Source organism: Marseilla massiliensis, assembly GCF_016899855.1.
Taxonomy (GTDB): Bacteria; Bacteroidota; Bacteroidia; order Bacteroidales; family Bacteroidaceae; genus Prevotella.
Map to the genome: position 1 here is coordinate 1 of NZ_JACJJG010000026.1, position 26,809 is coordinate 26,809.

Here is a 26,809-nt window from a genome sequence, read left to right on the forward strand (position 1 = left end):
TGTAACGTTGGTGGCTTATTGTGTAGGCTGTACATCTAGTGAACGGAAAAATATTAAATCATTAATTCTTTCAAAAATTGCAAGGTCATAGACATGTCGCAAATATCCGTTATTGTTCCTGTTTATAATGTGGAGAATTATCTTATTCAGTGTGTAAATAGCATTTTGTCACAAACATTTACGGATTTTGAATTATTACTGGTTGATGATGGCAGTAAGGATAATTCAGGCATGATTTGTGATGAATTTGCAGAAAAAGATACGCGTGTAAAGGTTTTTCATACAGAAAACAGAGGTGTTAGTGCGGCTCGTAATTTAGGTATAAAAAAAGCTGTAGCTGATTGGATTTGTTTTATTGATAGTGATGATTGGGTGGATGATAATTATCTGAAATCATTATATTGTGATAGAAACTTGTGTGATAAATGTATTGTGTGCCAGTCTTTTTATGTTGAATATGAATTATTGCCAGAGAAAAGATATAAATCGCGTTTATATCATGATGCTATATTGAAAGAACCGTTTGATGAACAAATGGTAATGGATAACATATTGAATGATTATTGTGTAAATATTTTTGCAAAACTATTTAGAAAAGAGGTTATAAAAGATAATGGCATTTACTTTAATGAAAAAACTTCCATATTTGAAGATGCAATTTTTTTACATAAATATTTACTGTATATTAAAGAATTTTATTTTAGTTCATCTGTTTCATATCATTATATGAGATGGAATAACAATCTTTCATTGACAATAAAGAAACATTCATGTGAAGAATGGTTTGCTACAGCTGTTGAACTATTGAAGACAAATGAGCTTTTGATTAAGAAATTCTCTATATGCGATGAAGATAATTTAAGAGAAATATATAATCATTATGGGTTGTCCCAGCTTTATACGGCTTGTATATGCGTTAATAAGAATAACTATAACAAGGTATTTGATTATGTAAAAAATAAAAAAGAATTGTTTCAAAAATATTATGAGACAAAAACAATTGAACAGAAAATTTTTAAATATATTTTTTTCATAAATAAATTCTCTTGTAAGATGATATATTTTCTTATTAATTTATATAAAACAGTCACTACTGTCCCGTAAAAGTGGATAAATAGTTCTTTGAAATTATTGAAACATAGTCAATTACACGGTTTTTTGAAAGAATTAATGATTTAATATTTTTCCGTTCACTAGATGTACAGCCTACACAATAAGCCACCAACGTTACATTCAACATTGATATTATCGAAACAATGAAAAAGGACGTAATACTTTTGTCCAAGCATACATACAACAACAACGGAAGCACCGATGCAATAAACACAACTTTAAGTATCGGCACAACAACATCTTTTAAATAATCGCCAATACGCATCGCTATCATCGGTAATACTATTTTCATACGTGCAAACTGCGTAAACAGCTCAACTATGATGTGGACACAAAAAACGTATTCTGGTTTTATTCCAAACAATTTCAACAACATATAAGCTATCGGTACAATGCTCAAAAGCATTGTACCCTCTACTAATTGAAATCTTTTTAAGTCGCCAGTTGCATGTACAGACACAACCAGTGGATATGATAATGTTGTAATCATGCTTGAACATAAGATTAATCGCAGAAAATTCACAGTATGTTCAGGAACAATACCCAACCACAACTTCAAGACCATAGGAGCTTCTAACATTAAAGGTAAGGCAAGAAGCAGTAACATAAAGGATGAAAACTTTGAACTCCTTTTTAACAAACTGTGCATGTACTATAAATCATTTTGTGCATAACTTTTTGTCAGCTGTGGATTCAACGCGGTCTGAAAATTACCATAAAAGCTTTGAACTACTCCTTGCACTTGCACTGCTATCCCACGGGCAGCATTTACCACCGGACCATAAAATAAGTTAAGCAAGATATTAATACCTTGCGTATAACCAATTACTGCCAAATTTCCATTCATAGTCCAAGCTGCGAAACTGAAAATCTTTTTGAACAATCTCTTGTCAAAAGCACATTTAGCACGCGTCTCTTCAAAATTACGCATACAATACAAGCCATAAACGATTCGATCAAACATCTGTATGCAAAAGAACAACACAGCATATACTATCAATTTATCGTATGGGATAACCAGCAGGAGATAAACAATAAATAATTTTAACAATGCATCAATAATTCCTATGTAAGCAAAAGCCTTCATCCGCTCATGGGCAATAATCGCCGCATTATAAGGAACACTTACTACACCTAATGTTGAAGAAAAGATAGAAAATTGATACACCCAAAACGCAGCAGCTATTCTATCATTAGGTATTTGCATTTCATTTAGAACAAACCATAGTCCGATAGTTTCACCTATAAAAAATATTATTCCCGAAAGAATTAAATGAATGGATATTATATTTCCAAATGTCCTCTTCATCAAAGCTATATCACCTTTGCCTAAATCATAAGTGATATAACGAGATGAAGCCGCACTCATTGAATTTGTCATAAATCCCAATAAAGAGATTACTCCGCCCACAACATTATAGATGCCATAATCTGTTACGCCAAGTGTATTTAGAACAACACGACTTGTATACAGGCTTATTGCCATCGTGAACAGCATCCGCACATATAACAAGAGTGTATTCTTCGCTATCCGTCTGCTGTTTGAATCCATGCAAGTCGTATATTATCATTTGCTTTTCCCGTACCCATATCCGTAGCCGTACTTTTTGCCGTAGGCATACTTTCCGTAGCGGCCATATTTGCCGTAGCCGTAGTAATAGCCGTTCTTGCGCTTATCCATGTCGATGCTGTTGATAAGGGTACAGATGTTAGGAAGTTTATTGTCCTGTTTGAGATCATTGATTAACTCAAAGTCACTCTTATGGGTATAATCGGCACGACAAATGTAAACGCAGATGTCGGCAACACGTGATATCAGGCGCGTGTCTGTAACAATACCGATAGGGGCAGTATCTATTATTATATAATCAAAATGTTCACGCAGCAGTCTGAACGCCTCGTCCAACGATTTTCTTGTTACAAGCTCAGTAGGATTAGGCGGCACCTCACCTCCAGGAAGAACGTACAGATTGGGCGAAACTTCTGAAGGCAGACAAATCGACAGTAAATCAATTTCTTTCGGCGAAGCCAAGTATTGCGTAATGCCTTGTGTCTTTTTCGGAAGGGAAAATATCTTATTCAACGCCGGTTTACGGATGTCCATACCTACAATCAAGGTTTTGCGCTCCATGTATGCAAAACTAACGGCAAGATTTGCGGCAATGAAACTCTTGCCCTCGCCAGGCGTTGTTGAAGTTACAAGCATCACCTTTTCGTCTTCCTGCAACATGTACTGCAGGTTTGTACGCACATTACGGAAAACTTCTTCCATAATTCCATTCTTGTTCTCAGATACAACTATCGAACTACCTTCAATACTTTTTACCTGCTGAATGTCGCCTACAACAGGCACGTCTGTTATCCGTTCAACATCAGCATGACCTTCTATCTTGAACTTCAACATACGTTTCAACCAGACACAACCTATCGGGAACAGCAACCCTACGACAAAAGCAAGAATATATACATTGCGTTTGTTGGGCGCAACTATACCCGCTGCCCGCGGTTCTTCTACCACCCTACCGTTGTCAGCCGTAGCCGCAAGTGTGATAGCGTTCTCTTCACGCTTTTGCAACAATGTAAGATACAGATTTGCTTTTATTTCCTGACGACGTGTTATGTCTGTAAGGGCTTGTTCCTGCCGTGGCGCATTGCTTATGCGAGAGCGGTATTTTCCAGCCTCAAGATTAAGGTTGCGACGTGTTATCTGCAAAGCCTTGTCAACGTTGTCAACTGCTGTTACAACAGCATTATGCGTCGCGGCAATAGAAGCATCGATGTTTACAACCACTGGGTTGGTAGCCTTAGACGTGCGAAGCAGACGTTTTCTTTCAATCTGCATTTCGTTATATTTCGCAATGACGCCCACCAGATTGGCATCTTCAATACCTATATCTGATGGTATCACCTCATTTTTATTATCCGGATTGCCAACATACTCTCTCAAGAAATTAACCAAACGCATCTGTGATTCATTTTCAGCACGCAATTTATCATACTGTGATGTTTCTTGCAGCGCCATCTGTGCATCTGTGCTAAGGTCTGTCAAACCTGCTCTCTGCTTATAACTCGCAAGCTCGTTTTCCGTAGTGCCAAGCTCTTCATTAATAATACGTATGCGCTCATCGATAAATTTAGCCGTACGGCTTGCTACTTGATTCTTGTCTTCGTTTGCATCCGTATTATACATAGTTACCAATGTTGTCAGAAAATCCTGACCTCGGCGGATATCAACATCATTAAACGACAACTGTACTATTGATGTAAACTCACTCGTGGGCTCTGCCGACAGACGTGACTTAAACATGTCTGCTGCCACTGACGGGGGCACAACCTTGGCAATCAGTTTACGAGGCAGCGGCATTTTCATTCGATTTGAATCAGGTGTAAGCGTAAGTGTGCCGACAGGCGTAACATACACGGCGGGCAATGTCTTGAACGTTTTATCTATCGTATACTCCTCACCTTTTACAGAATAAACGACCGACACATCAACCGAACCATCTTTATTGCAATCAAGACCGACATTCAAAACAGACGGTAGACGCTCTGCCTCGCCAGGCGCCATCCACACACTTACAGGAACATTTTTATACGCAGGAGTGTCATACCTAAACTTATTTTCGTCAACATAACTGATATAAAAATCTTTTGACTCAACAACCTTCTTGATAAGACTATACGACTGGATTATCTCAACCTCATTATCAAAATTATTCGCCATCGACATAGTTCCAAGATCTTGCATTGAAGCAAGAGCCGTTGCAGCTGTTGATTTTGTCTTGTCGCCCTGCTTAATCATTACAGAAGACGTAACACTGTAAACTGGCGCTTGATAGCGCAAATACACATAAGCGAAAATGACAGACAACAACAGGAATGCGACGATGAATGGCCAATACAATAAATACTCAAATATAATGGCCTTATAGTCAACCTTCTTCTCTTCCTTCTTGAAAAACTCTTCGTATAATTGTTCCTCTTTCATGCTTCAAACCAATGGTTATTATTTGTTTTTCATGTTAAGCCTCTTACCTTACTGACACTATTATCAACGACGCAACAGTGGCTGCCAGACTCAGCCAGCTCACCCATGATGACGTATTAGTTGTTACGCTGTTTGAGCGCACCCTATCTTTTGTAGGTTTGACGTAAACAATATCGTTCTGCTGCAAGTAATAATAAGGCGACTGAATGATGTTCGCCTTTGTCAAGTCGAGATGCACAACCTGCTTATTTCCCTGAGCATCAACACGCAACAATTCAACATCATCGCGAACCGAGAACAGTGTCATATCACCGGCCAAGGCCAACGCCTGGAAAATATTAATATGCTCATCCTGCACAGAATACATACCCGGATTCTTGACTTCGCCCAAAACACTGACCTTGAAGTTTGCCACACGTACCGTAACCGTCGGTACTTCACTTAAATGTGCCTGGAGCTTTTCACGTATAATAGCTTCGCATTCCCGTGTAGTCATCCCCTCTACCTTGATTTTCCCTAATACCGGAAAATCTATGAAGCCTCCGTTATCAACAAGATAATCAAGTAATTTGGCATCATTCATACCTTGCCCGGGGTTTGTTTGATTCTTCGTCTGGCCTATTTTCCTGTAAAACGGAGCTGACACCTCAGGATCAGAGGTACTAACCGTGATTGTAAGTTCATCTTTCGGCATAACACGGTATTCAAACACTGTCGGTTGGCCAGTTTCTGCCATTTTCTTGTCATCACGAAGGTAAACCGACTTTTCGTAAGACATACATCCAGATGTCAACAATGAAATAACAAGTAAAGTCAAGATGTTTATGCGATTCATATCAATCAATGCATCGGCAAAGCCAAGTCCGCGCCCATTTGGCCCAGCCTGTTGTTTTTCATTTAATTAAGTTGTCTAAAAGTTGCAAGATTGCCAGCGCGTCGTTTTCCGTCAATCTTTTATAGTCATTTTTCTTTATTATAACTCTGCAAACATATCGCATGGCTTGTTTCGACGGCTTCCCTGTCGGCGCGGTTGTACAACTTATATATACCAACCCTACTGGCTATGGCTGCCACTGTACCACTTATCCTTGTAAAACTGGCGATGTCCGACTTAATAAGCGAAGTCATGTCGATGAGTGCGCAAAACGAGTTTGGTCCGTCAAGCCTCACCGCCTCGTTTCTTTTAGCCTGTGCCATAACGAATATGTTGCTTACCCTCGCACTTTCATTGCGGTAACAATGCGTCTTTCCACTCCACGGGGTACCATACACCATTACATCACCATTATGTACACGCAATGCGGGCTGGTCGTCGTTCAACAGGCGTGAGCCTGCTACATAGCGCAACCACAGATTTGAATGCGTACTTTTGCCGATTCCCGATGGTCCTACGAAAACCGCTGCAGATGAACCTACTGCTACGCACGAAGCATGTATCAGCACGGTATCGTGGTAAGCGGAACTATAAATGAAACTTATCATGATGAAATCGCCTAAAGCTATACTTCCTGCCAATGTATCGGCGGTACAGTCCGTCCTAACATGGAGCCAGTCACATGAAGCTTCCAAATGATAAGTAGTTCCATGGTAGCCAAGCCTCAGCGCCACCACATTACGTCCCGGCAACAGCCACAGGCTCAGCGTTTTACCGTCAAACGAACTTGTCAACGACGGATGTCCCACGGCAGTGGCCAACCTGCATCCACACTTAATTTTACAGATTGGCTCAGCTGCATCATCAGTAACGGACACAAACGGCCTAAGGTTAAACATCTGTTGCGGAAGGACGTCCATTCCGTCCACTTCTATTTTCAGTCCTGCAATACTGAAATTCATAAATTTTCTTTGTATATAGTCGGTGTTACTCCGTATTTTGCGACAAAAAGCCGATAGAAAGTACGACGGCTTCTGAAACCGGAATCAATAGCCACGGCCTTTATAGGCAATTCCGGCCGTTCCCGTAAGAGCCACGCTGCATGTTCCAGTCGCAGACCGTTGATATATCCGTTAAGGTTAGTTCCGGCATAGCGTTGCACCAGTTTTGCCACCCGGTTCTTATTCACCAGGCATAGTTTTATGTATGTCTTGCGTGAGAACGCTGGGTCAAGGTAAAGTTTATCACGGACAATCGACCGATGTATCTGCTCAAACAACAACCTGTCATGCTGTCCCTCACCGCCGGCCTCATTGCAAGGTTCATCGCCGCCCTGCCGCGTCTTCCCGATAAAAGTACGTCCAAATCCTGTATGATCTGCAACTGTCATAGCAAAGAATGTTTTTTACATCAAGGGCATTTGCCCATAGCCGCTGCCAGCATGGGATATTTGGCGGCTAACGACTGTCTTGCCTTACGTATTTTCGTCCTATAGTCCTCTGGCAGACATTCACTTTCAAGCATCTGTTCCAACAAGCCGCTTGCATCTGTGCAGACGGCATACACATCTTTAACATTGTACGGTGTCATACTTCCGGCCACTCCTTTGACCCAGCTCATAGTATTTTCCAACAATATCAGCTGCAAGTCAACAGCTTCCGCATAATCACCTTTATCCCATAGGACACGCGACAAAGCCATCTTTTGACGCAGGCTTCGCGCTATCGCCACGACGTCAAGTTGACACTGGGGCCTGAAGAAACATCTTGCAATCTCGCCGCGCAGTCCATTAGGACAACCACTGTCAACGTTGCCAGCCATCTGCTGTCCGCGGCGCAGCGTTATATATTCGTCAACATTCTCAAAACTGTCGTTGCTTATGCCGCTTATGGCCACAGTCATACCTCCTATCGAGGTAACGAGACATTTGTTGCGCGATATCCTTATACGATATCCCTCAAATCCTTCCAACAGCCCGGAGGTAATCCGCACCAAAGGATGACCCTCGGAATAATAGTCCAATGGATGGGGCATAAACCTTATCCGGCCACACTTCAAATCAAGCTGCATGAACGGGCGCATGACTTTATCCGGTATAACCGCCGTAGTCTTTGTGCTGCAATCTGTAGCCAAATACGTACCTTGGCAGTTGCTGTTCAGAAAATCCTGAATCTCGTCCTTGTCACCCTGCACGAAGATCAGTCCTGAGATCGTCTGGCGTTCCTGTTTTCTAATCCGTTTGTTTTCCTTTTTGTATATCGTTGTCTTATGTATGAAAGTCCTGAACTGTTTGCCAAGCAGGTCGTTTATCATACCAACCTTAGCATGATGAACAAACAAATAGCACCATGCCGCACTTCCCTCATCAGGCAATATATTCCTTTCCGCAGGCGTTTGTTTTTTGTCTGCGTTATGCTTGTTGCCCCAGGCTTTAGAATGAATATCTGTACTATACAGTGGCATCGATGATTCAGTCTAATTTATTTTCGTATCACGTACGGCCGGCACATTCAACACGGCTGCAACAATCAATGCATCATACATAAAGTCTCCTTTCAGTAAAAAATTCATGATTTAAGCTCATATATCTCTTCGAAAGAGATGCATTTTACATACCGAACACACTGTCAATCAATATCTTATACTTGCAGAAAAATAAGTTTGCCAAGAGATCTGCACACTAACAAATTAATAAAAAAATACATCTATAAAATTTTTAACTAAATTAAAGGCCGTATTTTCGATAAATTACATACCTTTGCAAAGACAATGCATCTCTTTCGAAGAGATGCATTTTTTCATAGTAAATGCCATGTCATAAGCACGAGAAAAACATCCGCAATCACAAAGGTCGCCAAATGACTTCCGAACGACGGTCTTCGGCTTGCTTAACGACGGCCTTTAAGAGAGCAAAAAGCCGTCTTTCGCAATCACAAACGCGCTGAATGTTAATACTCAATCATCACAACAGTAAAGACAACATCTTTCGGCAGACAAACAACAAACTGCACGTTGCTTAACATCTTCTCCTCCTATACACGCAAAAAGGGCGACCCCTATAAAGGAGTCGCCCTGAAACATTCATACAACCTGACGGCTATGGGAACAGAACCCGCCGCTTGGCTTTATTCATTGTCCAGAAGAATGTCCATCATCTCACACGCAGCCTTGGCAACAGATGTACCCGGACCGAAGATTGCAGCCACTCCGGCCTTGTAAAGGAAATCATAGTCCTGAGCGGGGATCACTCCGCCAGCTATAACCATAATGTCTTCACGGCCGAGCTTCTTCAGCTCTTCAATAAGCTGTGGAATGAGCGTCTTGTGGCCTGCGGCCAGCGAGCTTGCGCCAACGATGTGCACATCGTTCTCGACAGCCTCGCGCGCAGCCTCGGCCGGCGTCTGGAACAGCGGGCCCATGTCTACGTCAAAACCGCAGTCGGCATATCCCGTAGCAACTACTTTGGCTCCGCGGTCGTGACCGTCCTGTCCCATCTTGGCGATGAAGATACGCGGCCGGCGGCCTTCTTTCTTTGCAAACTCTTCGGTCAACTCGCAGGCTTTCTTGTAGTCCGCGTCGTTCTTGCTCTCTGATGAATACACTCCTGATATGGTTCTTATTACTGCTTTATAACGGCCCACAACTTTCTCGCAGGCATCACTTATCTCACCGAGGGTGCAACGTGCCTTGGCACACTCCACGGCCAACTCGAGTAGGTTGCCCTCACCCGTGCGTACGCATTCGGTCAGAGCGTCAAGAGTTTCCTTAACTTTATTGTTGTCGCGCGAAGCACGCAGCTGTGCCAAGCCGTCCTCCTGCTCCTTACGCACGGCAGAGTTGTCCACCTCGAGGATGTCAATCGGGTCTTCGTGGTCAAGACGGTACTTGTTGGTACCCACGATGGTCTGCGCGCCGCTGTCTATGCGGGCCTGCGTACGTGCTGCAGCCTCCTCGATACGCATCTTGGGCACGCCGGTCTCGATAGCCTTAGCCATTCCGCCGAGCTTCTCGATTTCCTGTATGTGCTCCCAAGCCTTGTGCGCAAGCTCGTTGGTGAGGCTCTCAACATAGTAAGAACCTGCCCACGGGTCGATATGCTTGCATATCTTGGTCTCATTCTGAATGTAAATCTGGGTGTTGCGGGCAATTCGTGCTGAGAAGTCGGTAGGCAGAGCTATGGCCTCGTCGAGCGCGTTGGTGTGCAGACTCTGCGTGTGTCCAAGCGCCGCGGTCATTGCCTCAATACATGTACGGCCCACGTTGTTGAACGGGTCCTGCTCCGTCAACGACCATCCTGACGTCTGCGAGTGTGTGCGCAACATCAGCGACTTCGGATTCTTCGGGTCAAACTGCTTGATAACCTTTGCCCACAGCATACGTGCGGCACGCATCTTCGCCACCTCCATAAAGTGGTTCATCGATATTCCCCAGAAGAATGAAAGGCGCGGGGCAAATGCGTCGATGTCAAGACCTGCGTTCACTCCGGCACGTACATACTCAAGACCGTCGGCAATGGTGTACGCCAACTCGATGTCTGCCGTCGCGCCGGCCTCCTGCATGTGGTAGCCCGAGATTGAAATAGAGTTGAACTTGGGCATGAACTTTGACGTATATGCAAAGATGTCGCTGATTATCCTCATCGAGAATGCGGGCGGATAAATATAGGTATTGCGCACCATGAATTCCTTGAGGATGTCGTTCTGGATTGTTCCGGCCATTTCCTCAAGCTTGGCACCCTGCTCCAGACCCGTCACGATGTAGAACGCCATGATGGGCAGCACGGCTCCGTTCATGGTCATAGACACTGACATCTTGTTCAAAGGAATGCCGTTGAACAGCACCTTCATGTTCTCTACCGAGCAGATTGACACGCCTGCCTTGCCGACATCGCCTATTACGCGCATGTTGTCGGGGTCATAGCCGCGGTGTGTAGGAAGGTCGAATGCCACAGACAGACCTTTCTGTCCGCTTGCGAGGTTACGGCGATAGAAAGCATTGCTCTCTTCTGCCGTAGAGAAACCTGCATACTGACGGATAGTCCACGGACGGAACGGATACATCATACTATACGGACCGCGCAGGAACGGCGGCAGACCGGCTGTATAGTCAAGGTGCTCCATTCCCTCAAGGTCTTCTTTAGTATAAGCCGGCTTTACCATTATATGCTCCGGCGTTCTCCAATCAGGAGTCACGTTGTTGTCTTTCTGCCATGCAGAACCGTCAACAGCCTTTATGTCAGAAAATATATCGACGTCGTTGAAATTCTTTCTCATTTTATTCCCAATTTTTCGTTATACTCTTTCAATGTCTCAAGCACATTACAACGTACATGGATAAAGTTCTCGATTCCTGCTGCCTTAAGATCGTCCATACATGCAGGCGCTCCGGCAACAACGAACATCGCACGGCCGTCAAGATACTTAAACGCAGGCACGGCATACTCAGCGTACTCGTCATCACTTGAACAAAGCACGACAATATCAGCACCAGCCTTCAACGCGGCGTCAACACCTTCCTCAACAGAATTGAATCCAAGATTGTCAACAACCTTGTAACCTGCACATGCAAGGAAGTTACAGCTGAACTGTGCACGGGCCTGACGCATTGCAAGGTTGCCGATTGTAAGCATGAATGCGACAGGAGTCTTGCCACTATCTTCTACTTTAAGGCGTAAATTCTCATAGTCGGCGGCAAGACGCGCACTCTCAATTGACTTGAACGCTGCTTCGTGATGTCCTCCACCACACGAGCATGCACATTTCACAGGACGCTTACCCTCTGAAACCTCACTGAAGTTCGGGAACTGGTTTGTGCCGAGGATGAATTCCTTACGCTTAGCTGCAGCTTCATGTCGCTTGGCATTTGTTGCGTTGATGTCATCCTGTACACTACCTTTCTTAACGGCTTCAAGGAAACCGCCCTCGTTCTCTACCTTTATAAATATCTTCCATCCCTCATTAGCAAGAGATGTGGTCAGCTCTTCAACAAAGTAGCTTCCCGCTGCCGGGTCAACGACCTTGTCAAGATGACTCTCCTCCTTCAGCAGTAATTGCTGATTACGCGCAAGGCGCTCAGAGAAGTCATTTGGAGTTTCATAAACAGCATCGAACGGAGTGACAACAATAGAATGTACGCCGGCAAGAGCAGCGCTCATACTTTCCGTCTGCGACCTGAGTAAATTAACATAACTGTCGAACAACGTCATATTGTATTTTGACGTAACGGCATTGACGCACATCATGCATGATGCCTCGTCCTTAGGTTCGTATTTCTTCACAATCTCAGCCCACAGTAGACGTGCCGCGCGGAATTTTGCTATTTCCATGAAGAAATTTTCCGAAATGCCGAGATTAAATGCAATCTTGCTTGCTGCAAGGTCTGCATCTATACCAGCCTCGGTCAACATATTTAGGTACTCATTACCCCATGCCATTGCGTAACCGAGTTCCTGCACGATGTACGAACCGGCATTGTTTAGTGATACCGCGTTTACGGAAATGCAACGGAAATGAGGATAATCCTTCAATGCATCAACAAGTTGAGGAGCAAAAGAAAGCACGGGAGAAACATCATGGCCCTTTATGACCATTTTCTCCATCGGGTCCCAGTCAAGCGAACCCACGATTTTAGCTTTGTCATATCCTTTAGCCTCAAAATAAGATGTAAGAATTCTCGCAAGCTCAAGAGTATGCCGCTTGCATGTGTTGAAATTAAGCTCTACACTTTCACAATCAATTCCGTTGAGCAACGTGTCAACGAATTCCTTACTTACACAATCACCAGGAATCTTAAATCCTAAAGAGTCGACACCACGATTAAGAATGTCAAGCCCTTTTTCATTTGCAGCCTTGGCATCAGAAGCATCTATATTCTGCCGGATATACCAACAATTACAATTCTTCTTGTTGCCACGGACATACGGAAATTCACCTGGGAGAGAATCAGGAGTCTTCAACTTCAATACATCTTCCCTGCAATAAAACGGCGGTACATCAAAACCTTCATTGGTTCGCCATACCAAACGCTTGTTGAAGTCAGCGCCTTTAAGGTCAACTTGAATTTTGTCAAGCCATTCCTGCCTTGTCGGTGCCTTGAACTCGCTAAAGAGTTTTTCGTTACAGTTTGACATAGATTTCTATTTTATTATATAGGTTACCTTTAAAATATATAGTGCAAATATAGCGCATTTTTCCGACAAGCTTAAAAAAAGCGAACAGAATTTAATATTTAACCGTGAAAAATACAAAAACAAAGAGATTGGCTATAAAATAATTGCACAAAAATTATCAAATGAGTAATATTTTAGCTACTTTTGCAGCACGATAAAAACATGTTATGGATTGGCTCATTAATTTATTTACGGCAACAGACTCAGTGGCCCACATAGTGGTACTATACGCTATTGTCATAGCCTTGGGAGTCTATCTTGGGAAAATAAAAATAGGAGGTATTTCCCTTGGTGTTACGTTCGTATTATTTGCTGGAATCGCTGCGGGGCACATCGGCTTTACGGCGACTTCCACCGTATTGAGTTTTTTACAGGAATTCGGGCTCATCTTGTTCGTCTTCATGATAGGTCTCCAGGTTGGTCCGGGATTCTTTGAAAGTTTCAAACGTGGAGGTGTAACCTTGAACGCCTTATCTACAGGAATGATCTTGCTGAACATTGTCGTGATGTTTGCCTGTTACTACATCTTCTTCGACACCTCTGATCCTAAGAACCTGCCCATGATGGTTGGTACATTGTACGGTGCTGTTACGAACACCCCTGGTCTTGGTGCGGCAAACGAAGCCTTGACTTCAGTATTCAAGGACGGAGAAATACCGCAAATAGCCTCTGGGTACGCATGTGCTTATCCATTAGGTGTGCTCGGCATAATCGGTGCGACAATAGCGTTAAAATACATCTGCCATATAAGCACTGATAAAGAAGAGAGCAAGCTTGACGAAGAAGAAAATGAGAATGGTGCAGTAAAACCTCATTTCATGAGTCTTGAAGTCACCAACTCTTATCTGGAAGGAAAAACAATTGCCCAAGTACACAATTTTCTTAACCGTGATTTCGTATGCTCGCGCATCCTGCATGACGGTCATGTCCTCACTCCGTCAAGCAGTACCATTTTTCATATAGGAGACCGTTTATTCGTTGTATGCGCCGCAAACGATGCCGAAGCAATAATTGCTTTCATCGGACCAATCGTGGATGTCGACTGGAAGAAACAAGACGAGCCGATGGTTAGTAAGCGTATTGTTGTGACACGTCCGCAAATCAACGGAAAAACACTTTGGCAGATGCATTTCTCAAGCGCATTCGGAGTAAACGTCACACGAATAACCAGACATGGAATGGACTTGTTTGCAAGTTCGAACCTTTCACTCCAAGTAGGTGACCGATTGATGGTTGTCGGACCGGAAGGAGCTGTAAACCGTGTCGCAAGTGTTTTAGGAAATTCCGTAAAACGCCTTAACGCCCCCAACATTGCAACAATTTTCATCGGCATTTTGGTCGGTATAATTTTCGGAAGCATTCCTATCGCAGTCCCGGGAATTCCCGTACCTATTAAATTAGGACTTGCCGGCGGTCCGTTGATCATTGCCATTCTTATCGGACGTTTCGGATATAAAGTACATCTCGTAACCTATACAACGACAAGCGCAAACATGATGCTTAGGGAAATAGGCTTAGTGCTTTTCCTTGCGAGTGTCGGAATCAAAGCCGGTAACGGATTCTGGGAGACTATCGTACAAGGAGACGGACTCAAGTATGTTTATACGGGCTTCATAATAACCGTTATTCCGATATTCATCATAGGACTGATTGCAAGACTGAAATACAAATTCAATTATTTGACGATAATGGGTATGATTGCCGGAACTTATACTGACCCGCCAGCATTGGCATACGCTAACTCCGCATGCTCAAAGGATGCTCCGGCTGTTGGATATTCAACTGTATATCCATTAAGTATGTTCTTAAGAATTTTCACGGCACAAATAATAGTTTTATTTTTCTGTGGAATGTGACAGTGCTTTATAAGGTCTTGTGGCAGTATGCATATTATGCTGCTACAATGACCTTATAATTATTATAGACCTTGAACAATACGACCAGATAATCCATAACCTTAAAAATAAAACATCAAAACATGAAAAAAATCGTTTTCCTGCTTTTCGCCATGTTTGTAAGCAGCGTTCCGATGTTTGGCCAGGGAGCAAAAAACATCAAGATAAACGAAGTGCTGACAAACAATAAGGCAAACCTACAAGACGAATACGGTAACAGGGATGCGTGGGTGGAACTGACCAACATATCGTTCACCACGTATGACGTACGCGGTATGTACATAGCGACAGACCGGCGCGTACTCGACAAAAGCCTTACCGTACCAGAACGTACGGCAATGATGAGTTGCATACCAAACGGAGATGAACGTACATCAATGTCCGCGCGCGAGCATCTCGTGTTTTTCCTGAACGGCAATCCCTCACAAGGAACATTACATCTTAATGCCAAGGCCGAACCAGGAAAACCTCTTTGGATTGCATTGTTTGACGGCAACGGAATAGACATTATCGACTCCGTTTCAATTCCGGCCCTTGATGCCGACATGTCATATGCAAGAACTGCCGACGGAGCAGCTCAATGGAGCGTAAGGCCTGCCGATGAAGTTACACCGGGAATTGAGAACCAGACACACGTGAATGAAACAAAAATAGCAAAAATTAAACGTGAAGACCCACATGGTCTCGGCATAACGGTCTTGTCAATGGGAATTGTATTTTTCTGTCTTGCCCTGTTATATGTATTCTTCAGGATTCTCGGATTGTTCATGGCACACAAACAAGCCCTGAAAAAAGCCGGGAAAATACAGCCTATCAAGGCTGCCGTCAAGACAGGTGAAATGCTGGCTGAAACAGGACACAAGACCAAGGTCATACTCAAAGACGGTCTGCAAACCGGCGGTATTGACAAGGAAATATACATCGCTGTCATCGCCATGGCCTTGAAACAATACGAAGATGACGTGCATGACATCGAAAGTAACATTATAACAATAAAACCGCACCAGACCAACTGGAATATTTACCCTGAAGAAACAATCATCCCTTAAGATTAAGGATTAAGATAAAACTATCATACAATCATTAAATTAAAGAACAATGAACAAGTATCAATATAAAGTACAAGGTGTCGATTACGATGTCGAAATTGTTAATGTAGAAGGCAACATTGCCAAGGTAAATGTCAACGGTATACCATTTGAAGTTGAATTGAAACAGCCTATCAATCCAACCACAATGCCGCACAAACCTGTAATAACGCCTCCGCAGCCAAAACCGTCAGCAACAGTTGAAACAAAAGTTGAGAAACCTGCGGCTAACGTTCATGCAGGAGGAACAAAAATTACGGCTCCACTGCCTGGAACCATTACAGAGATAAAGGTCAAAGTTGGAGATACCGTAAAAGACGGAGACACCGTAGTAGTACTTGAAGCAATGAAAATGCAGAATAACATCGAGGCAGAAAGCAACGGTACCGTAACGGCAATACTCGTGAACAAAGGCGACACTGTAATGGAGGGTGATGCGCTGATAACGATAGAATGAGGTTACCCTAACAAAATAATTATGGGAAATAAATATTCACAGCAGGCAAAAACTGCCGTTAATACATAAATCCATAACAAAAACAAAGGCATATACCACCTCATAATCAAAAACCATAAAAACCATATTCTGTCATGGGATTTACAGACTTTATTTCAAGCAACTTCACTGAGTTCCTTACATATACAGGTTTCGCAAATGCCACATCCGGCAATATCATCATGATTATTGCCGGCGCATTCTTCATCTGGCTTGCAATCAAGAAAGACTTTGAGCCTCTTCTTCTTGTGCCGATAGGCCTTGGTATAATACTCGGCAACATTCCGTTCCGTGCTGACGCAGGTCTTGAAATCGGTCTTTACGAAGACAACTCAGTGCTAAATATCTTTTATCAAGGAGTAAGAGCCGGTTGGTATCCGCCATTGGTGTTCCTCGGAATAGGCGCCATGACTGACTTCTCCGCCCTTATCAGCAATCCGAAGCTGATACTTGTCGGTGCCGCTGCACAGTTCGGTATATTCGGTGCCTACATGATAGCCTTGGCACTTGGTTTTGAGCCTAACCAAGCGGCAGGTATCGCCATAATCGGAGGAGCCGACGGCCCTACTGCAATATTCCTGTCATCAAAACTTAGTCCTAACCTGATGGGAGCCATCGCCGTGTGCGCCTACTCATACATGGCTCTGGTGCCGATTATCCAACCGCCACTGATGAGACTGCTTACCACAAAGAAAGAACGCCTTATCCGTATGAAGCCGGCTCGTCAGGTTAGCCAGACGGAACGTATACTTTTCCCTATTATAGGCTTATTGCTTACAACGTTTATCGTACCTTCGGGACTTCCGCTGCTCGGTATGCTGTTCTTCGGTAACCTGCTAAAGGAATCAGGCAAGACCACACGTCTGGCTAAGACTGCGGGAAGCGCGCTCAACGACATTGTTGTAATGCTGCTTGGTCTTACTGTTGGCTGTTCCACACAGGCAAGTGAATTCCTCACGATGAAGACGATTTATATCTTCTTCCTCGGCTTCATGGCTTTTGCCATCGCCACGGCTTCAGGCGTACTCTTCGTGAAATTCATGAACCTGTTTCTGCCCAAGTCAAAGAAGATGAATCCGCTCATAGGCAATGCCGGAGTAAGCGCTGTTCCAATGAGTGCCCGCATATCAAATAACCTCGGTTTAGAGTACGACCGCCACAATTTCCTGCTCATGCACGCAATGGGCCCGAACGTAGCGGGAGTTATCGGCTCGGCAGTTGCAGCCGGAGCTTTACTCGGATTCATGTCATAATAAATTAAGAGTCAAGGATTAAGAGTTAAGAAATATGTAAAGCAATATATCTTGTAATGCCATATTCATTAACTCTTAATCCTTAACTCTTTATTCTTAATTCCCGTAACGGTGTTTCCTAAAATAGCCATCATCCATACTGACACGCTTGCAGCGATAGGCATGAAGCAGATTTTACAAGACGTTATGCCGATTGTCGTCGTTGACACATTCCGTTCCGTTGGCGAACTTAAAGCCAGTGGCGACGTCGACATATATTACCATTACTTCGCTGAAGCCCAAGCCGTTATCGAGGACAGCGATTTTTTCGATAAACGCCGACGTAAAACCATAATACTAAACACCGCTGCTGACACAAAGCAAACATTATACGGCTACAATTCACTGTGCACTTCTCTGCCTGAGAAACAGCTAATCAAGTCACTGCTTGCCCTTGAACAAATGGCACACGCCGAAGGTCGCAACCTGCCGCACGCACATGGGGAGCACGCAGAAAAGCAATTGTCAGTGCGTGAAGTCGAAGTAATGACGCTCATAGTAAGAGGATATATAAATAAGGAAATAGCCGACCGCCTTAACATCAGTCTTTCCACAGTAATAACGCACCGCAAGAATATTATGGATAAACTCGGACTCAAAAGCGTATCGGCGCTTACCATTTACGCCGTTACGCGTGGATTCGTGAACATCAACGACATTTGATTTCTTCATCAAACCATATTCCATCTTTCTCGGCATCCGTTATTTTGCTGACTGTCAACTTGTTTCTCCGTGAAAGATTAACGACAAACATCTTTCACTTAATAATCACCTGAAAATCAATGGCATACAGATTTCGTGAAAGATTGAAGGATAAAAAAAGCTTTTACATCCCTATTACAATGCAAAACGTCGCCTTTTGCATTGTAAAACACGGCTTTTCGTCATGCAAAAAGCCATGTTTTACAGCGCTTTCGAGTAATAGTAATCCATCGCTACACGCAACTTGAGGCATGCGCTTTTATTGATAATTCACACCACTCTCTAATCCGTACCATAGCTCAGAACGTTAGAGACAGAATAAATCCGCCCTTCTACGAAACTGCTATTTTGCCTGGGATGGTACTCCCGCGCGTCCTCCGATATGGCAGTTACGTAGCTCAACGGACTCAGTGTTGTCAAAACTTACCGCGTTCTCGGCCTTTCCAATCTCTATATTGCTGAAAACAACATCACGGATGGGCTCTGCCTCCGTGCCTTGCAGAACAAGTCCGGCAGCAGAAGCCTTATTGCAACGCAGGCCGTCAACATAGATATGGCCTACACGGGTAAACTTGTCGTTGTCAAGTCCTTCGCCGGCATACATCGACGTGGCATAAAAAAGATCCTCTACCTCGTCAAACTCGCAATTCTTCACGTACAGATTGTTCACGAAACCGCCACGGTCCGGATTGGTCTTGATGTATATCCCACGCTTACAATAACCGCCGTAGGTGCAGTTTTCAACGAATACGTTGCGAACGCCTGCCGACATCTCACTGCCTATCACCACGGCATGAAGCCCCTTAAAGCGGCAGTTACGTATGACGATGTTCTCCGACGGCGAGCCGTGAGTCCATCCGTCGTTATCGCGACCGCTCTTTATCGCCACATTGTCGTCGCCATTGTTGAACTCGATGTTCTCTATCAGGATGTTGCGCGAGCACTCAGGGTCAATGCCGTCATTGTTCACCAGCTTGGCGTCATAGCGCAATCCCCTGCATATTATGTTCTCGCTCTTCAACAGATGCACGCACCAGAACGGAGCGTTTGTTATGAAGACGCCTTGCAACGTTATGTTCTTACAACCGTAGAACTGGATTAATTGCGGGCGCAGCCAATGGCCTTCGCCAAAGTTACGGTCGGCTATCGGCGTGCAATTATGGTTCATCTCACGGCTAAGGGCCTGTCCTGGCTTCTGCCTTGCCTTCCATGTAGCAAAGGTTGTCGAGGCATTACCGTCGATGGTTCCCTCGCCTATTATGGACACATCATGCAAATCCTTTCCATAAATGAACGGACTGTAATTGCGGAGGAACGTTCCTTCCCAACTCGTATCCACTACCGGCAGATACAGTCCGGGCTCCGGAGAGAACATGATTGTTGCTCCCTTGCGTATGTCGAGGCAAACGTTGCTGACGAAATGTATCGGACCTTTCACGAGATACGTGCCTTCGGGAACTATTATACGGGCTCCGCCTTTGCGCGCGGCGACCTTCATTGCACGGTCAAATGCACGTTTACAATCCTTTACGCCGTCACCTTCAGCACCGAAATCGGTTACAAAAATACTATCCGGTGACATCCGTGCACCCGTAATCAGTGACAATACCGAATCACGCCTGGCAACCATTTCCTTTTCCATATCAGCAACATTCACCTTCGGGTATGCGCCTATAGCACAAAACATAAAAAAGGATAATACAAACAAATGTTTCATTTCAAACGTAAATAAATAAATCATGTAAATAAAAAATAAGAGCCAAGGACTAAGAAAAACTGTATTGTTACCGTAAAACAAGACACGTTATCTTAATCCTTGACTCTTAAACATTAAGCCGGCTCAGCCTTAGCAGACTTTCTCAAGCTTCTTCATTATAGAGAAGATAAACACTGCCGAGATGACACACAAGGCCACGAGTATGCCCCAAAGCACCCACAAAGGCAGACCGCCCCACAGCATACCGATGATTGAGACAAGGTAATTACCTACTGCCGTAGCGGCAAACCAACCGCCCATCATAAGGCCTTTGTACTTGGGAGGAGCAACCTTCGACACGAACGAAATGCCCATCGGCGAGAGGAACAGCTCGGCAAACGTAAGCACGAGGTATGTGCTTATTAGAAGATTAGGCGTAACCCTATAGTCCGTAGTTGTAGATGCAAGGTCGTCTGGAACAGGCAATCCGAGTGAGCCCCATACCATAATCATGAAGCCGACGGCCGCGATGAACATACCGATACCGATTTTCCTGGGAGCTGAAGGCTCTTTGCCCTTGCTTGCAAGATAGCTGAATACGGCCATCGAGACTGGCGTAAGCGCTACGACGAAGAACGGGTTGAACTGTTGGAACTTCTGCGGAAGGATGTTAATCACCTCGTCCATGCTATTATAATTGTTATACAAGATTGCCAACGCAGCGCCCAAAACAAAAGCCGAGATTACACGTCCTTTAGTCTTCTTTGACTGGAACAGGCTGAAAAGGGCGTAAACCATAATGGCGATGAGCACAAGGTTCCATACGTCAAAGCCAATACGCGTAAATCCGGTTGCCGTAGCGGCTGTATAGTCACGGGCGAAGAACGTAAGCGTAAGTCCGTTCTGGTGGAACGCCATCCAGAAGAATATCACCACGGCGAACACAAGACAGAGCGCAATAACGCGCGACTTTGTCTCTGCAGGAGTAAGTTCCTGCGTGTGTACTGCCGCCTCTTCGCTGCCTGAAGCCTGCTTGGAACTGTTGTTGACGTCGGCATGCTTGAACGTCTTTCTGCCCAATACATATATCAACATCGAAACAATGAGCGACACACACGCAACGGCAAAGCCCATATGGTACGACTCTGAAAGCACGTTGATATAATCGTTTGCAAATCCAGTGAGCGAAGCCGTGTCAGTGCCTACTCCCTGCAATGAAGCCAACGACACGAACTTCTGCATTGCTTCTCCCGACAGTGTGCCGTCAAGATACTGATGGGCAAGCGCCGGGATGTCGCCATTATAGACGAAGTTATGGCTCTTCATGTACCAGTCGGTTATCTTCTCGGCTGCCGTAGGAGCGAAAAGAGCGCCGATATTAATGGCCATATAGAATATCGAAAAGGCTGTATCACGCTTTGCGGAGTACTTCGGGTCATCATAAAGATTGCCCACCATAACCTGAAGATTGCCCTTGAACAGGCCTGTACCGAGGGCTATGAGGAAAAGCGAGCCTATCATCGCCGAGATACCCAATGCATTGTTGCCTGTCGGTATGGCAAGACAGATATACCCCACAAACATCACCACAATGCCCAGCGTCACCATCTTGCCGAAGCCGAACTTATCGGCCAGTATGCCGCCTACAACCGGAAGGAAATATACCAACGCAAGGAAGCCGGCAAAGATGTTTGATGTAACAGTGGCAGTAAAGCCAAACTTAGCTTGCAGGAACAATGTAAAAATCGCAAGCATGGTGTAATACCCAAAGCGTTCGCCCGTATTAGCAAGGGCCAGCGCATACAAACCTTTCGGTTGTCCTTCAAACATAGTATTAAGTTTTTAAATATTAATATTTTCATAAACCACCGACGCGGCGGCATACCGTAATCTGTATGAGGTTAACAAATCGTCGCCTGCATCGTTTTTCTAACGTGCAAAGATAATAGAAAATTTCGATTAAGCAAACTAATGCTATCACATTTACTTTGATAATATGAATAATTTTACATTTAGTCACCATCGGCTGGCAAAAAAGCGGGTACAAATTGCAATTTGGCACAATACCGCATTCCTTGTTTCACACCCCTATTTTTTGGTAAAGACATAACCTTATGATAATCAGCATATTACCGGCCGGCAACAAAAACATGCCTCTTTACCACGTAAAAGGCCGCCTTTTGCAGCCCCAAAGACGGTCTTTCAGCTTGCCAAAGGCCGTCTTTTACAACCCCGAAAATATGATACGGATTTTCATTTGGCCACACGCCGCCTTAACAATGTATATGAACGGACGCATCCATATATAAAAAACGGGCCGCATCTTTCCTGATGCGGCCCGCAATATTGTATCTGAATATTATTCGTGAACGTACAAATCCCAACCAAGATAATTACCAACAGCCTCACGAAGGATGTCGACAACATCTGTACGAACCATAGCAACGTGGTGCTCAAAACCGTTCTTGCATATGAACTTCATCAGCGTCTGCAAGTCGTTCACGTGCGTAACGGCGATACATCCGTCCATTCCATACGGGTCGTTGGTAAGCTCGCCCTTGCCCAGATAGCTCTTTATGCAGCCCAGGGTGTCGTCGGTAGAAATGCGGAAGTATGTGAAATCACCCTCAGTACACTTGCCGTAAACGGCGCCAAAGGTGTTCACCTTGCCGAGCGTACGGCCGAGAACGCCGAGCGGACCGAGCTTGAGGTCGTTCTTGACAAAGCTCTTCGGAGCGTTACCGCAGTGTGTGCAGACGCACTTGTTGCGGTCTTCAGCGAAGTTGTTGTTCCAGTCGAGCAGCGTCGACGGCTTGCCTGCGGCAAGGCTCAAGGCGTACATCGACACGGCACCGGCAACGTCGGTCTCGCATGCGCACGGTATCAGTTTCTCTCCGAGCATACTCATCGTTACGCAAGCGGCACAACCATAGTTCTGCTCCAGCGAGTCCCAGCACTGTATTGCGGTAGCATCTACCTCGTTGGCCTCAATCCACTGCTCAACGGCAAGGCCGAACTTAGCCTGCACAGCCAGCTTCTCACGGTATGCCTCGGGCACTTTCGCATAGTCGCTTATCTCCTCCATCTTTGCTTTCAACGCTGCGGCGTCGTTGTCTATCTTGCGTGCGTTGAATATAATCTCGCTCATGTCAACCGGAACGACGGTTATTCCGCTTGCCTGGAGCAGCTTCTCGCTGTAACGGCATGTGTTGAAGCCGAGCGGACGGGTACCGATCTGGCCGATGCGGGCATGTGTCAGCTTGCGCACAACGCGGCAGATGGCGGCGAACTTGTTGATGTCTTTCATCAGCAGTTCGCTATGTATTGAATAAGTGTGGAACGTCGTATCTGTAAACGGAATGCCGTACTGGTAAAGGTTGTTGCATACTGAAATCTTGCCGCAGAAGGCGTCACGACGGCTGTCAAGGTCTACCTTGTCGTTCTGGTCGTCACATGCCTGCACCAATACGGGCACGTGCAGCTCGGCACGACTTATGGCATTGATGATTCCGACCTCAAAACCGAAGTTGGGTAACGATACTATTATACCGTCTATCTCCTCACGGTTGGCACGGAACAGGGCGGCACACTTCTTGCCATCCTCCACCGTTTCCATCGAGCCTCCTGTCGGAGTGTCGCACTCATCAAGTATTACGTAGCCGTAACCGGCCTTTTCCAATTCTTCAAGAAGAGTCTTGCGGACGTCTATTGCAAGCTCCGAATTGAAGTACGCACGTGTTCCTATAATAAGACCGAATGTCTCTTTTCCTGCTTGTGCTTGTTTTTTCATAGGTGTATTGCTTTTATTTAAATTGTTTTTGTATATAAATCAATGATTCGGAAATTAAGAATTAAGAGTCGGGAAATTAAGAATTAAGAATTAAGAGTTAAGAATTAAGAAAAATACTCTTGGTAAAATATTTTGCATTGCATATTTTCTTAATTCTTAACTCTTAATTCTTAATTATATAACGTTCTTTTTATGGCGTTCTTCCAGCCATCATACAACTGATTGCGCTCCGCATCGGCCATTTGCGGCATTATGCGGTTGTCTGAACTACGCAAAGCTGCCACCTCTTCAAGGCTTGACCATACGCCGCGCGCAAGTCCGTTCATAACCATCGCGCCCATCGCCGACGCCTCTTCAACGTCTGAACGGTTAATGCATGCGTTGAGCATGTCGGCCTGGAACTGCATGAGAAAACCGTTCTTGGTAGGGCCGCCGTCAACGCGCAGCTCTTTAAGGGCTATTCCCGCCTGTCCCGTCATTAAGTCAACAAGATCTTTTATCTGGTAAGCTATGGCCTCAAGAGCCGCACGGCATACGTGCCCTTTCTCTGTTGCGAGCGTCATTCCGCATATTATCGCCTTTGCGTGTGGGTGCCACCACGGTGCGCCAAGCCCTGCGAAAGCCGGTACGAGATATACTCCGCCGTTGTCCTTGACGCTTGTAGCGAAGCCTTCTATCTCCGCCGGGCTGTCAATCAGCTTCAAGTTGTCGGTCATCCATTTGATTGTCGCGCCCGTGCAGTGTATGTTTCCCTCGAAAGCATAGAACACTTTGCCCTGCGCGGCGAAGCCAACTGACGTGACAAGTCCCTCGGGAGCAGCGATGGCTGACTCTCCGATGTTGACCATTACAGACGAACCAGTACCGTAAGTAGCCTTTCCCATACCAGGCTCAAAGCACATCTGGCCAGCCAAAGCGCCATGTGAATCACCGAGAACACCGGCTATTTGTATCGGCTCGGTGAACACTCCGTCTACCGTTGTCTCGCCGAATACAGAGTCGCAAGGCAACGGTTGCGCCATCATTGAGCGCGGAATGGTGAACAAATTGAGCAATTCGTCGTCCCAATCAAGCGTGTGAATGTTGAACAGAAGAGTACGCGAAGCGTTGGTATAGTCGGTTACATGACGTTTGCCTTCTGTCAGTTTCCATACCAACCAGGTGTCAATCGTGCCCATAAGCAACTCTCCCTGCTCAGCAGACTGCCGTGCTCCGTCAACATTATCAAGTATCCATTTAACGCCGCTGGCGGCAAAATACGGGTCGATAAGCAGTCCGCTGCGTTCACGGATGAACTCTGTGAAGCCACGCTTCTTAAGGTCTTCGCATATTTCCTCGCCCCTTTGGCACTGCCATACCACAGCGTTGTACACCGGCTTGCCTGTATTCTTGTTCCATACGACCACTGTTTCCCTCTGGTTTGTTATGGCAAGAGAATACGTAGCGCCGTCGTTCCGTGTGGCATCGACCACCTCACGTACAGCCTCAACGGTATTACGGTATATCTCCTCGGCGTCATGCTCCACCCATCCGGGTTTCGGATAGTACTGGTGATGCGCCACATTCTTGCGGCACACCAGCCTGCACTGCTCGTCAAACACCACCGCCTTGGTAGCAGAAGTACTCTGGTCTATTGAGATTATGTAATTCATAATACGATGTTTGAATTAAGAATTAAGAGTTAAGAATTAAGAAAAACGGCTTTGCGGGTCAACGTACACCCGGCGTGGCATGTTTTCTTAATTCTTAACTCTTAATCCTTAATTATTCAAGAACTCCTTTGCCGTTTCGTAAATGCCGTCGGCATCGAGTTTATAATGATGGAAAATCTCGAGCGGTTTGCCGTGAACGGCGTTCTCGTCAGGTATTCCGAGAATGCGCATCGGCACCGGACAATTCTGCGCAACGGTCTCTGCCACGATACCGCCAAGGCCGCCGTACATGCTGTGTTCCTCTACAGTGATGATACGTCCGGTCTCTTTAGCTGCACGGATGATGGCGTCTGTGTCGGCAGGCTTCAGCGTGTGCATGTCGATGACACGTGTACTTACGCCCTCTGCGGCGAGACGCTGGCCGGCCTTCAGTGCGTGATAAACTGTTTCGCCGGTACCTATTATAGTAAGGTCTTTACCGTCTTGCAGCTGGATTGACTTCCCGATTTCATAGTTGAAGTCGTCATTCTCGTAAACATCGGGCACTGCGTTACGGCCTACTCGCACGTAAACGGGGTGCGGATAGTCAACAAGCTGCTCTACGAGCTTGCGCGTCTGGCGAGCGTCACACGGCAGAACGACCTGCATACCGGGGAAAGTGCGCAACACGGCGATGTCGTGCAGGCTGTGATGGGTTGCTCCAAGCGCGCCGTAGGCTACTCCACCGCTTACGCCGAGAATCTTGACGGGCTGTCCTGAATATGCCACGTCAACCTTAACCTGCTCAAGACTGCGGGCTACGTAGAAGCAGGCGGGACCGCATACGAACACCTTTTTACCGCAAGAAGCCAGTCCGGCAGCTATTCCGACGGCGTCCTGCTCAGCTATTCCGCACTCTACAAACTGCTCGGGCAGCTGCTTAGCGAAGTCTGTAAGGGTAACCGAGCCGCGCGCGTCGGTGGTTACCGCTATTATATTTTTGTCTTTTTTGCCGAGTTCCAGCATTGTGTCTGTGAAACTCTTACGGCAAGCTATTGGTTTTGTTTCCATTTTTC

Annotated in this window: 20 protein-coding genes; 6 read left to right on the forward strand and 14 right to left on the reverse strand. The window is 45.3% G+C overall.

The window, feature by feature from the left end; genetic code table 11:
• Positions 1-93 precede the first annotated feature (93 nt).
• Entirely contained in the window at positions 94-1,104 is a 1,011-nt protein-coding gene (locus H6A34_RS06600) for a glycosyltransferase family 2 protein (RefSeq protein WP_205104302.1), read from the forward strand.
• Here H6A34_RS06600 and H6A34_RS14950 read toward each other — a convergent pair.
• From H6A34_RS14950 to mutA, 9 genes are all read right to left on the reverse strand, one after another.
• On the reverse strand, positions 1,091-1,720 hold the full coding sequence (locus H6A34_RS14950; RefSeq protein ID WP_239480787.1) for a hypothetical protein: 630 nt from the start codon (positions 1,718-1,720) through the stop codon (positions 1,091-1,093). The genes H6A34_RS06600 and H6A34_RS14950 overlap by 14 nt on opposite strands.
• A gap of 45 nt (positions 1,721-1,765) precedes the next feature.
• A complete protein-coding gene (locus tag H6A34_RS14955) occupies positions 1,766-2,665 on the reverse strand; it encodes an oligosaccharide flippase family protein (RefSeq protein ID WP_239480788.1) in 900 nt (299 codons plus the stop codon).
• 15 nt (positions 2,666-2,680) lie between these two features.
• On the reverse strand, positions 2,681-5,101 hold the full coding sequence (locus H6A34_RS06610) for a GumC family protein (RefSeq protein WP_205104303.1): 2,421 nt from the start codon (positions 5,099-5,101) through the stop codon (positions 2,681-2,683).
• A gap of 43 nt (positions 5,102-5,144) precedes the next feature.
• The gene (locus tag H6A34_RS06615) at positions 5,145-5,879 is read right to left on the reverse strand and encodes a polysaccharide biosynthesis/export family protein (RefSeq protein WP_205104304.1); all 735 of its coding nucleotides are present in this window, start codon (positions 5,877-5,879) and stop codon (positions 5,145-5,147) included.
• 182 nt (positions 5,880-6,061) lie between these two features.
• A complete protein-coding gene (locus tag H6A34_RS06620; RefSeq protein ID WP_205104306.1) occupies positions 6,062-6,937 on the reverse strand; it encodes a phosphoenolpyruvate carboxykinase (ATP) in 876 nt (291 codons plus the stop codon).
• Complete coding sequence (locus H6A34_RS06625) at positions 6,934-7,365, reverse strand: helix-turn-helix domain-containing protein (protein ID WP_205104308.1); 432 nt, start codon at positions 7,363-7,365, stop codon at positions 6,934-6,936. The genes H6A34_RS06620 and H6A34_RS06625 overlap by 4 nt, the downstream gene beginning before the upstream one ends.
• Before the next feature lie 20 nt (positions 7,366-7,385).
• Positions 7,386-8,438, reverse strand: coding sequence for a transcriptional regulator (locus H6A34_RS06630; protein ID WP_205104310.1), 1,053 nt, complete (start codon positions 8,436-8,438; stop codon positions 7,386-7,388).
• A 662-nt stretch (positions 8,439-9,100) separates the two neighbouring features.
• A complete protein-coding gene (gene scpA / locus H6A34_RS06635) occupies positions 9,101-11,248 on the reverse strand; it encodes a methylmalonyl-CoA mutase (RefSeq protein ID WP_205104312.1) in 2,148 nt (715 codons plus the stop codon).
• Positions 11,245-13,104 carry a methylmalonyl-CoA mutase small subunit gene (gene mutA, locus H6A34_RS06640; RefSeq protein WP_205104314.1) on the reverse strand — a complete coding sequence of 620 codons (1,860 nt, stop codon included), beginning with the start codon at positions 13,102-13,104 and terminating at the stop codon, positions 11,245-11,247. Before mutA ends, scpA begins: the two co-directional genes overlap by 4 nt.
• A 206-nt stretch (positions 13,105-13,310) precedes the next feature.
• Between mutA and H6A34_RS06645 the strand changes: the two genes are divergently transcribed.
• The 5 genes from H6A34_RS06645 (at position 13,311) to H6A34_RS06665 (ending at position 18,577) form a co-directional block, all read left to right on the forward strand.
• Complete coding sequence (locus H6A34_RS06645; RefSeq protein WP_205104316.1) at positions 13,311-14,999, forward strand: putative transporter; 1,689 nt, start codon at positions 13,311-13,313, stop codon at positions 14,997-14,999.
• A 122-nt stretch (positions 15,000-15,121) separates the two neighbouring features.
• Positions 15,122-16,087, forward strand: a complete 966-nt coding sequence (locus tag H6A34_RS06650) for an OadG family protein (RefSeq protein WP_205104318.1) — start codon at positions 15,122-15,124, stop codon at positions 16,085-16,087.
• Positions 16,088-16,136: 49 nt separating this feature from the next.
• Positions 16,137-16,583, forward strand: coding sequence for a biotin/lipoyl-containing protein (locus H6A34_RS06655; RefSeq protein WP_021947934.1), 447 nt, complete (start codon positions 16,137-16,139; stop codon positions 16,581-16,583).
• Between the two features lie 134 nt (positions 16,584-16,717).
• Positions 16,718-17,875, forward strand: a complete 1,158-nt coding sequence (locus H6A34_RS06660) for a sodium ion-translocating decarboxylase subunit beta (RefSeq protein WP_021947936.1) — start codon at positions 16,718-16,720, stop codon at positions 17,873-17,875.
• 162 nt (positions 17,876-18,037) lie between these two features.
• Positions 18,038-18,577, forward strand: coding sequence for a response regulator transcription factor (locus H6A34_RS06665; RefSeq protein ID WP_205104329.1), 540 nt, complete (start codon positions 18,038-18,040; stop codon positions 18,575-18,577).
• A 382-nt stretch (positions 18,578-18,959) separates the two neighbouring features.
• On the opposite strand, the gene H6A34_RS06670 is transcribed toward H6A34_RS06665, so the two are convergent.
• The 5 genes from H6A34_RS06670 to H6A34_RS06690 all read right to left on the reverse strand — a co-directional run bounded on the left by H6A34_RS06670 (position 18,960) and on the right by H6A34_RS06690 (position 26,804).
• Entirely contained in the window at positions 18,960-20,258 is a 1,299-nt protein-coding gene (locus tag H6A34_RS06670; protein WP_239480791.1) for a glycoside hydrolase family 28 protein, read from the reverse strand.
• Positions 20,259-20,462: 204 nt separating this feature from the next.
• Complete coding sequence (locus H6A34_RS06675; RefSeq protein WP_205104322.1) at positions 20,463-22,142, reverse strand: peptide MFS transporter; 1,680 nt, start codon at positions 22,140-22,142, stop codon at positions 20,463-20,465.
• Positions 22,143-22,671: 529 nt separating this feature from the next.
• On the reverse strand, positions 22,672-24,102 hold the full coding sequence (locus H6A34_RS06680; protein WP_021947941.1) for an L-fucose/L-arabinose isomerase family protein: 1,431 nt from the start codon (positions 24,100-24,102) through the stop codon (positions 22,672-22,674).
• Between the two features lie 170 nt (positions 24,103-24,272).
• Positions 24,273-25,754: a glycerol kinase GlpK gene (glpK, locus tag H6A34_RS06685; protein ID WP_239480789.1), complete on the reverse strand. Its 1,482-nt coding sequence runs from the start codon at positions 25,752-25,754 to the stop codon at positions 24,273-24,275.
• A gap of 108 nt (positions 25,755-25,862) precedes the next feature.
• Positions 25,863-26,804 (reverse strand): transketolase family protein, encoded by a 942-nt coding sequence (locus tag H6A34_RS06690; RefSeq protein WP_021947943.1) that lies wholly within the window; start codon positions 26,802-26,804, stop codon positions 25,863-25,865.
• Between the last annotated feature and the right edge of the window lie 5 nt (positions 26,805-26,809).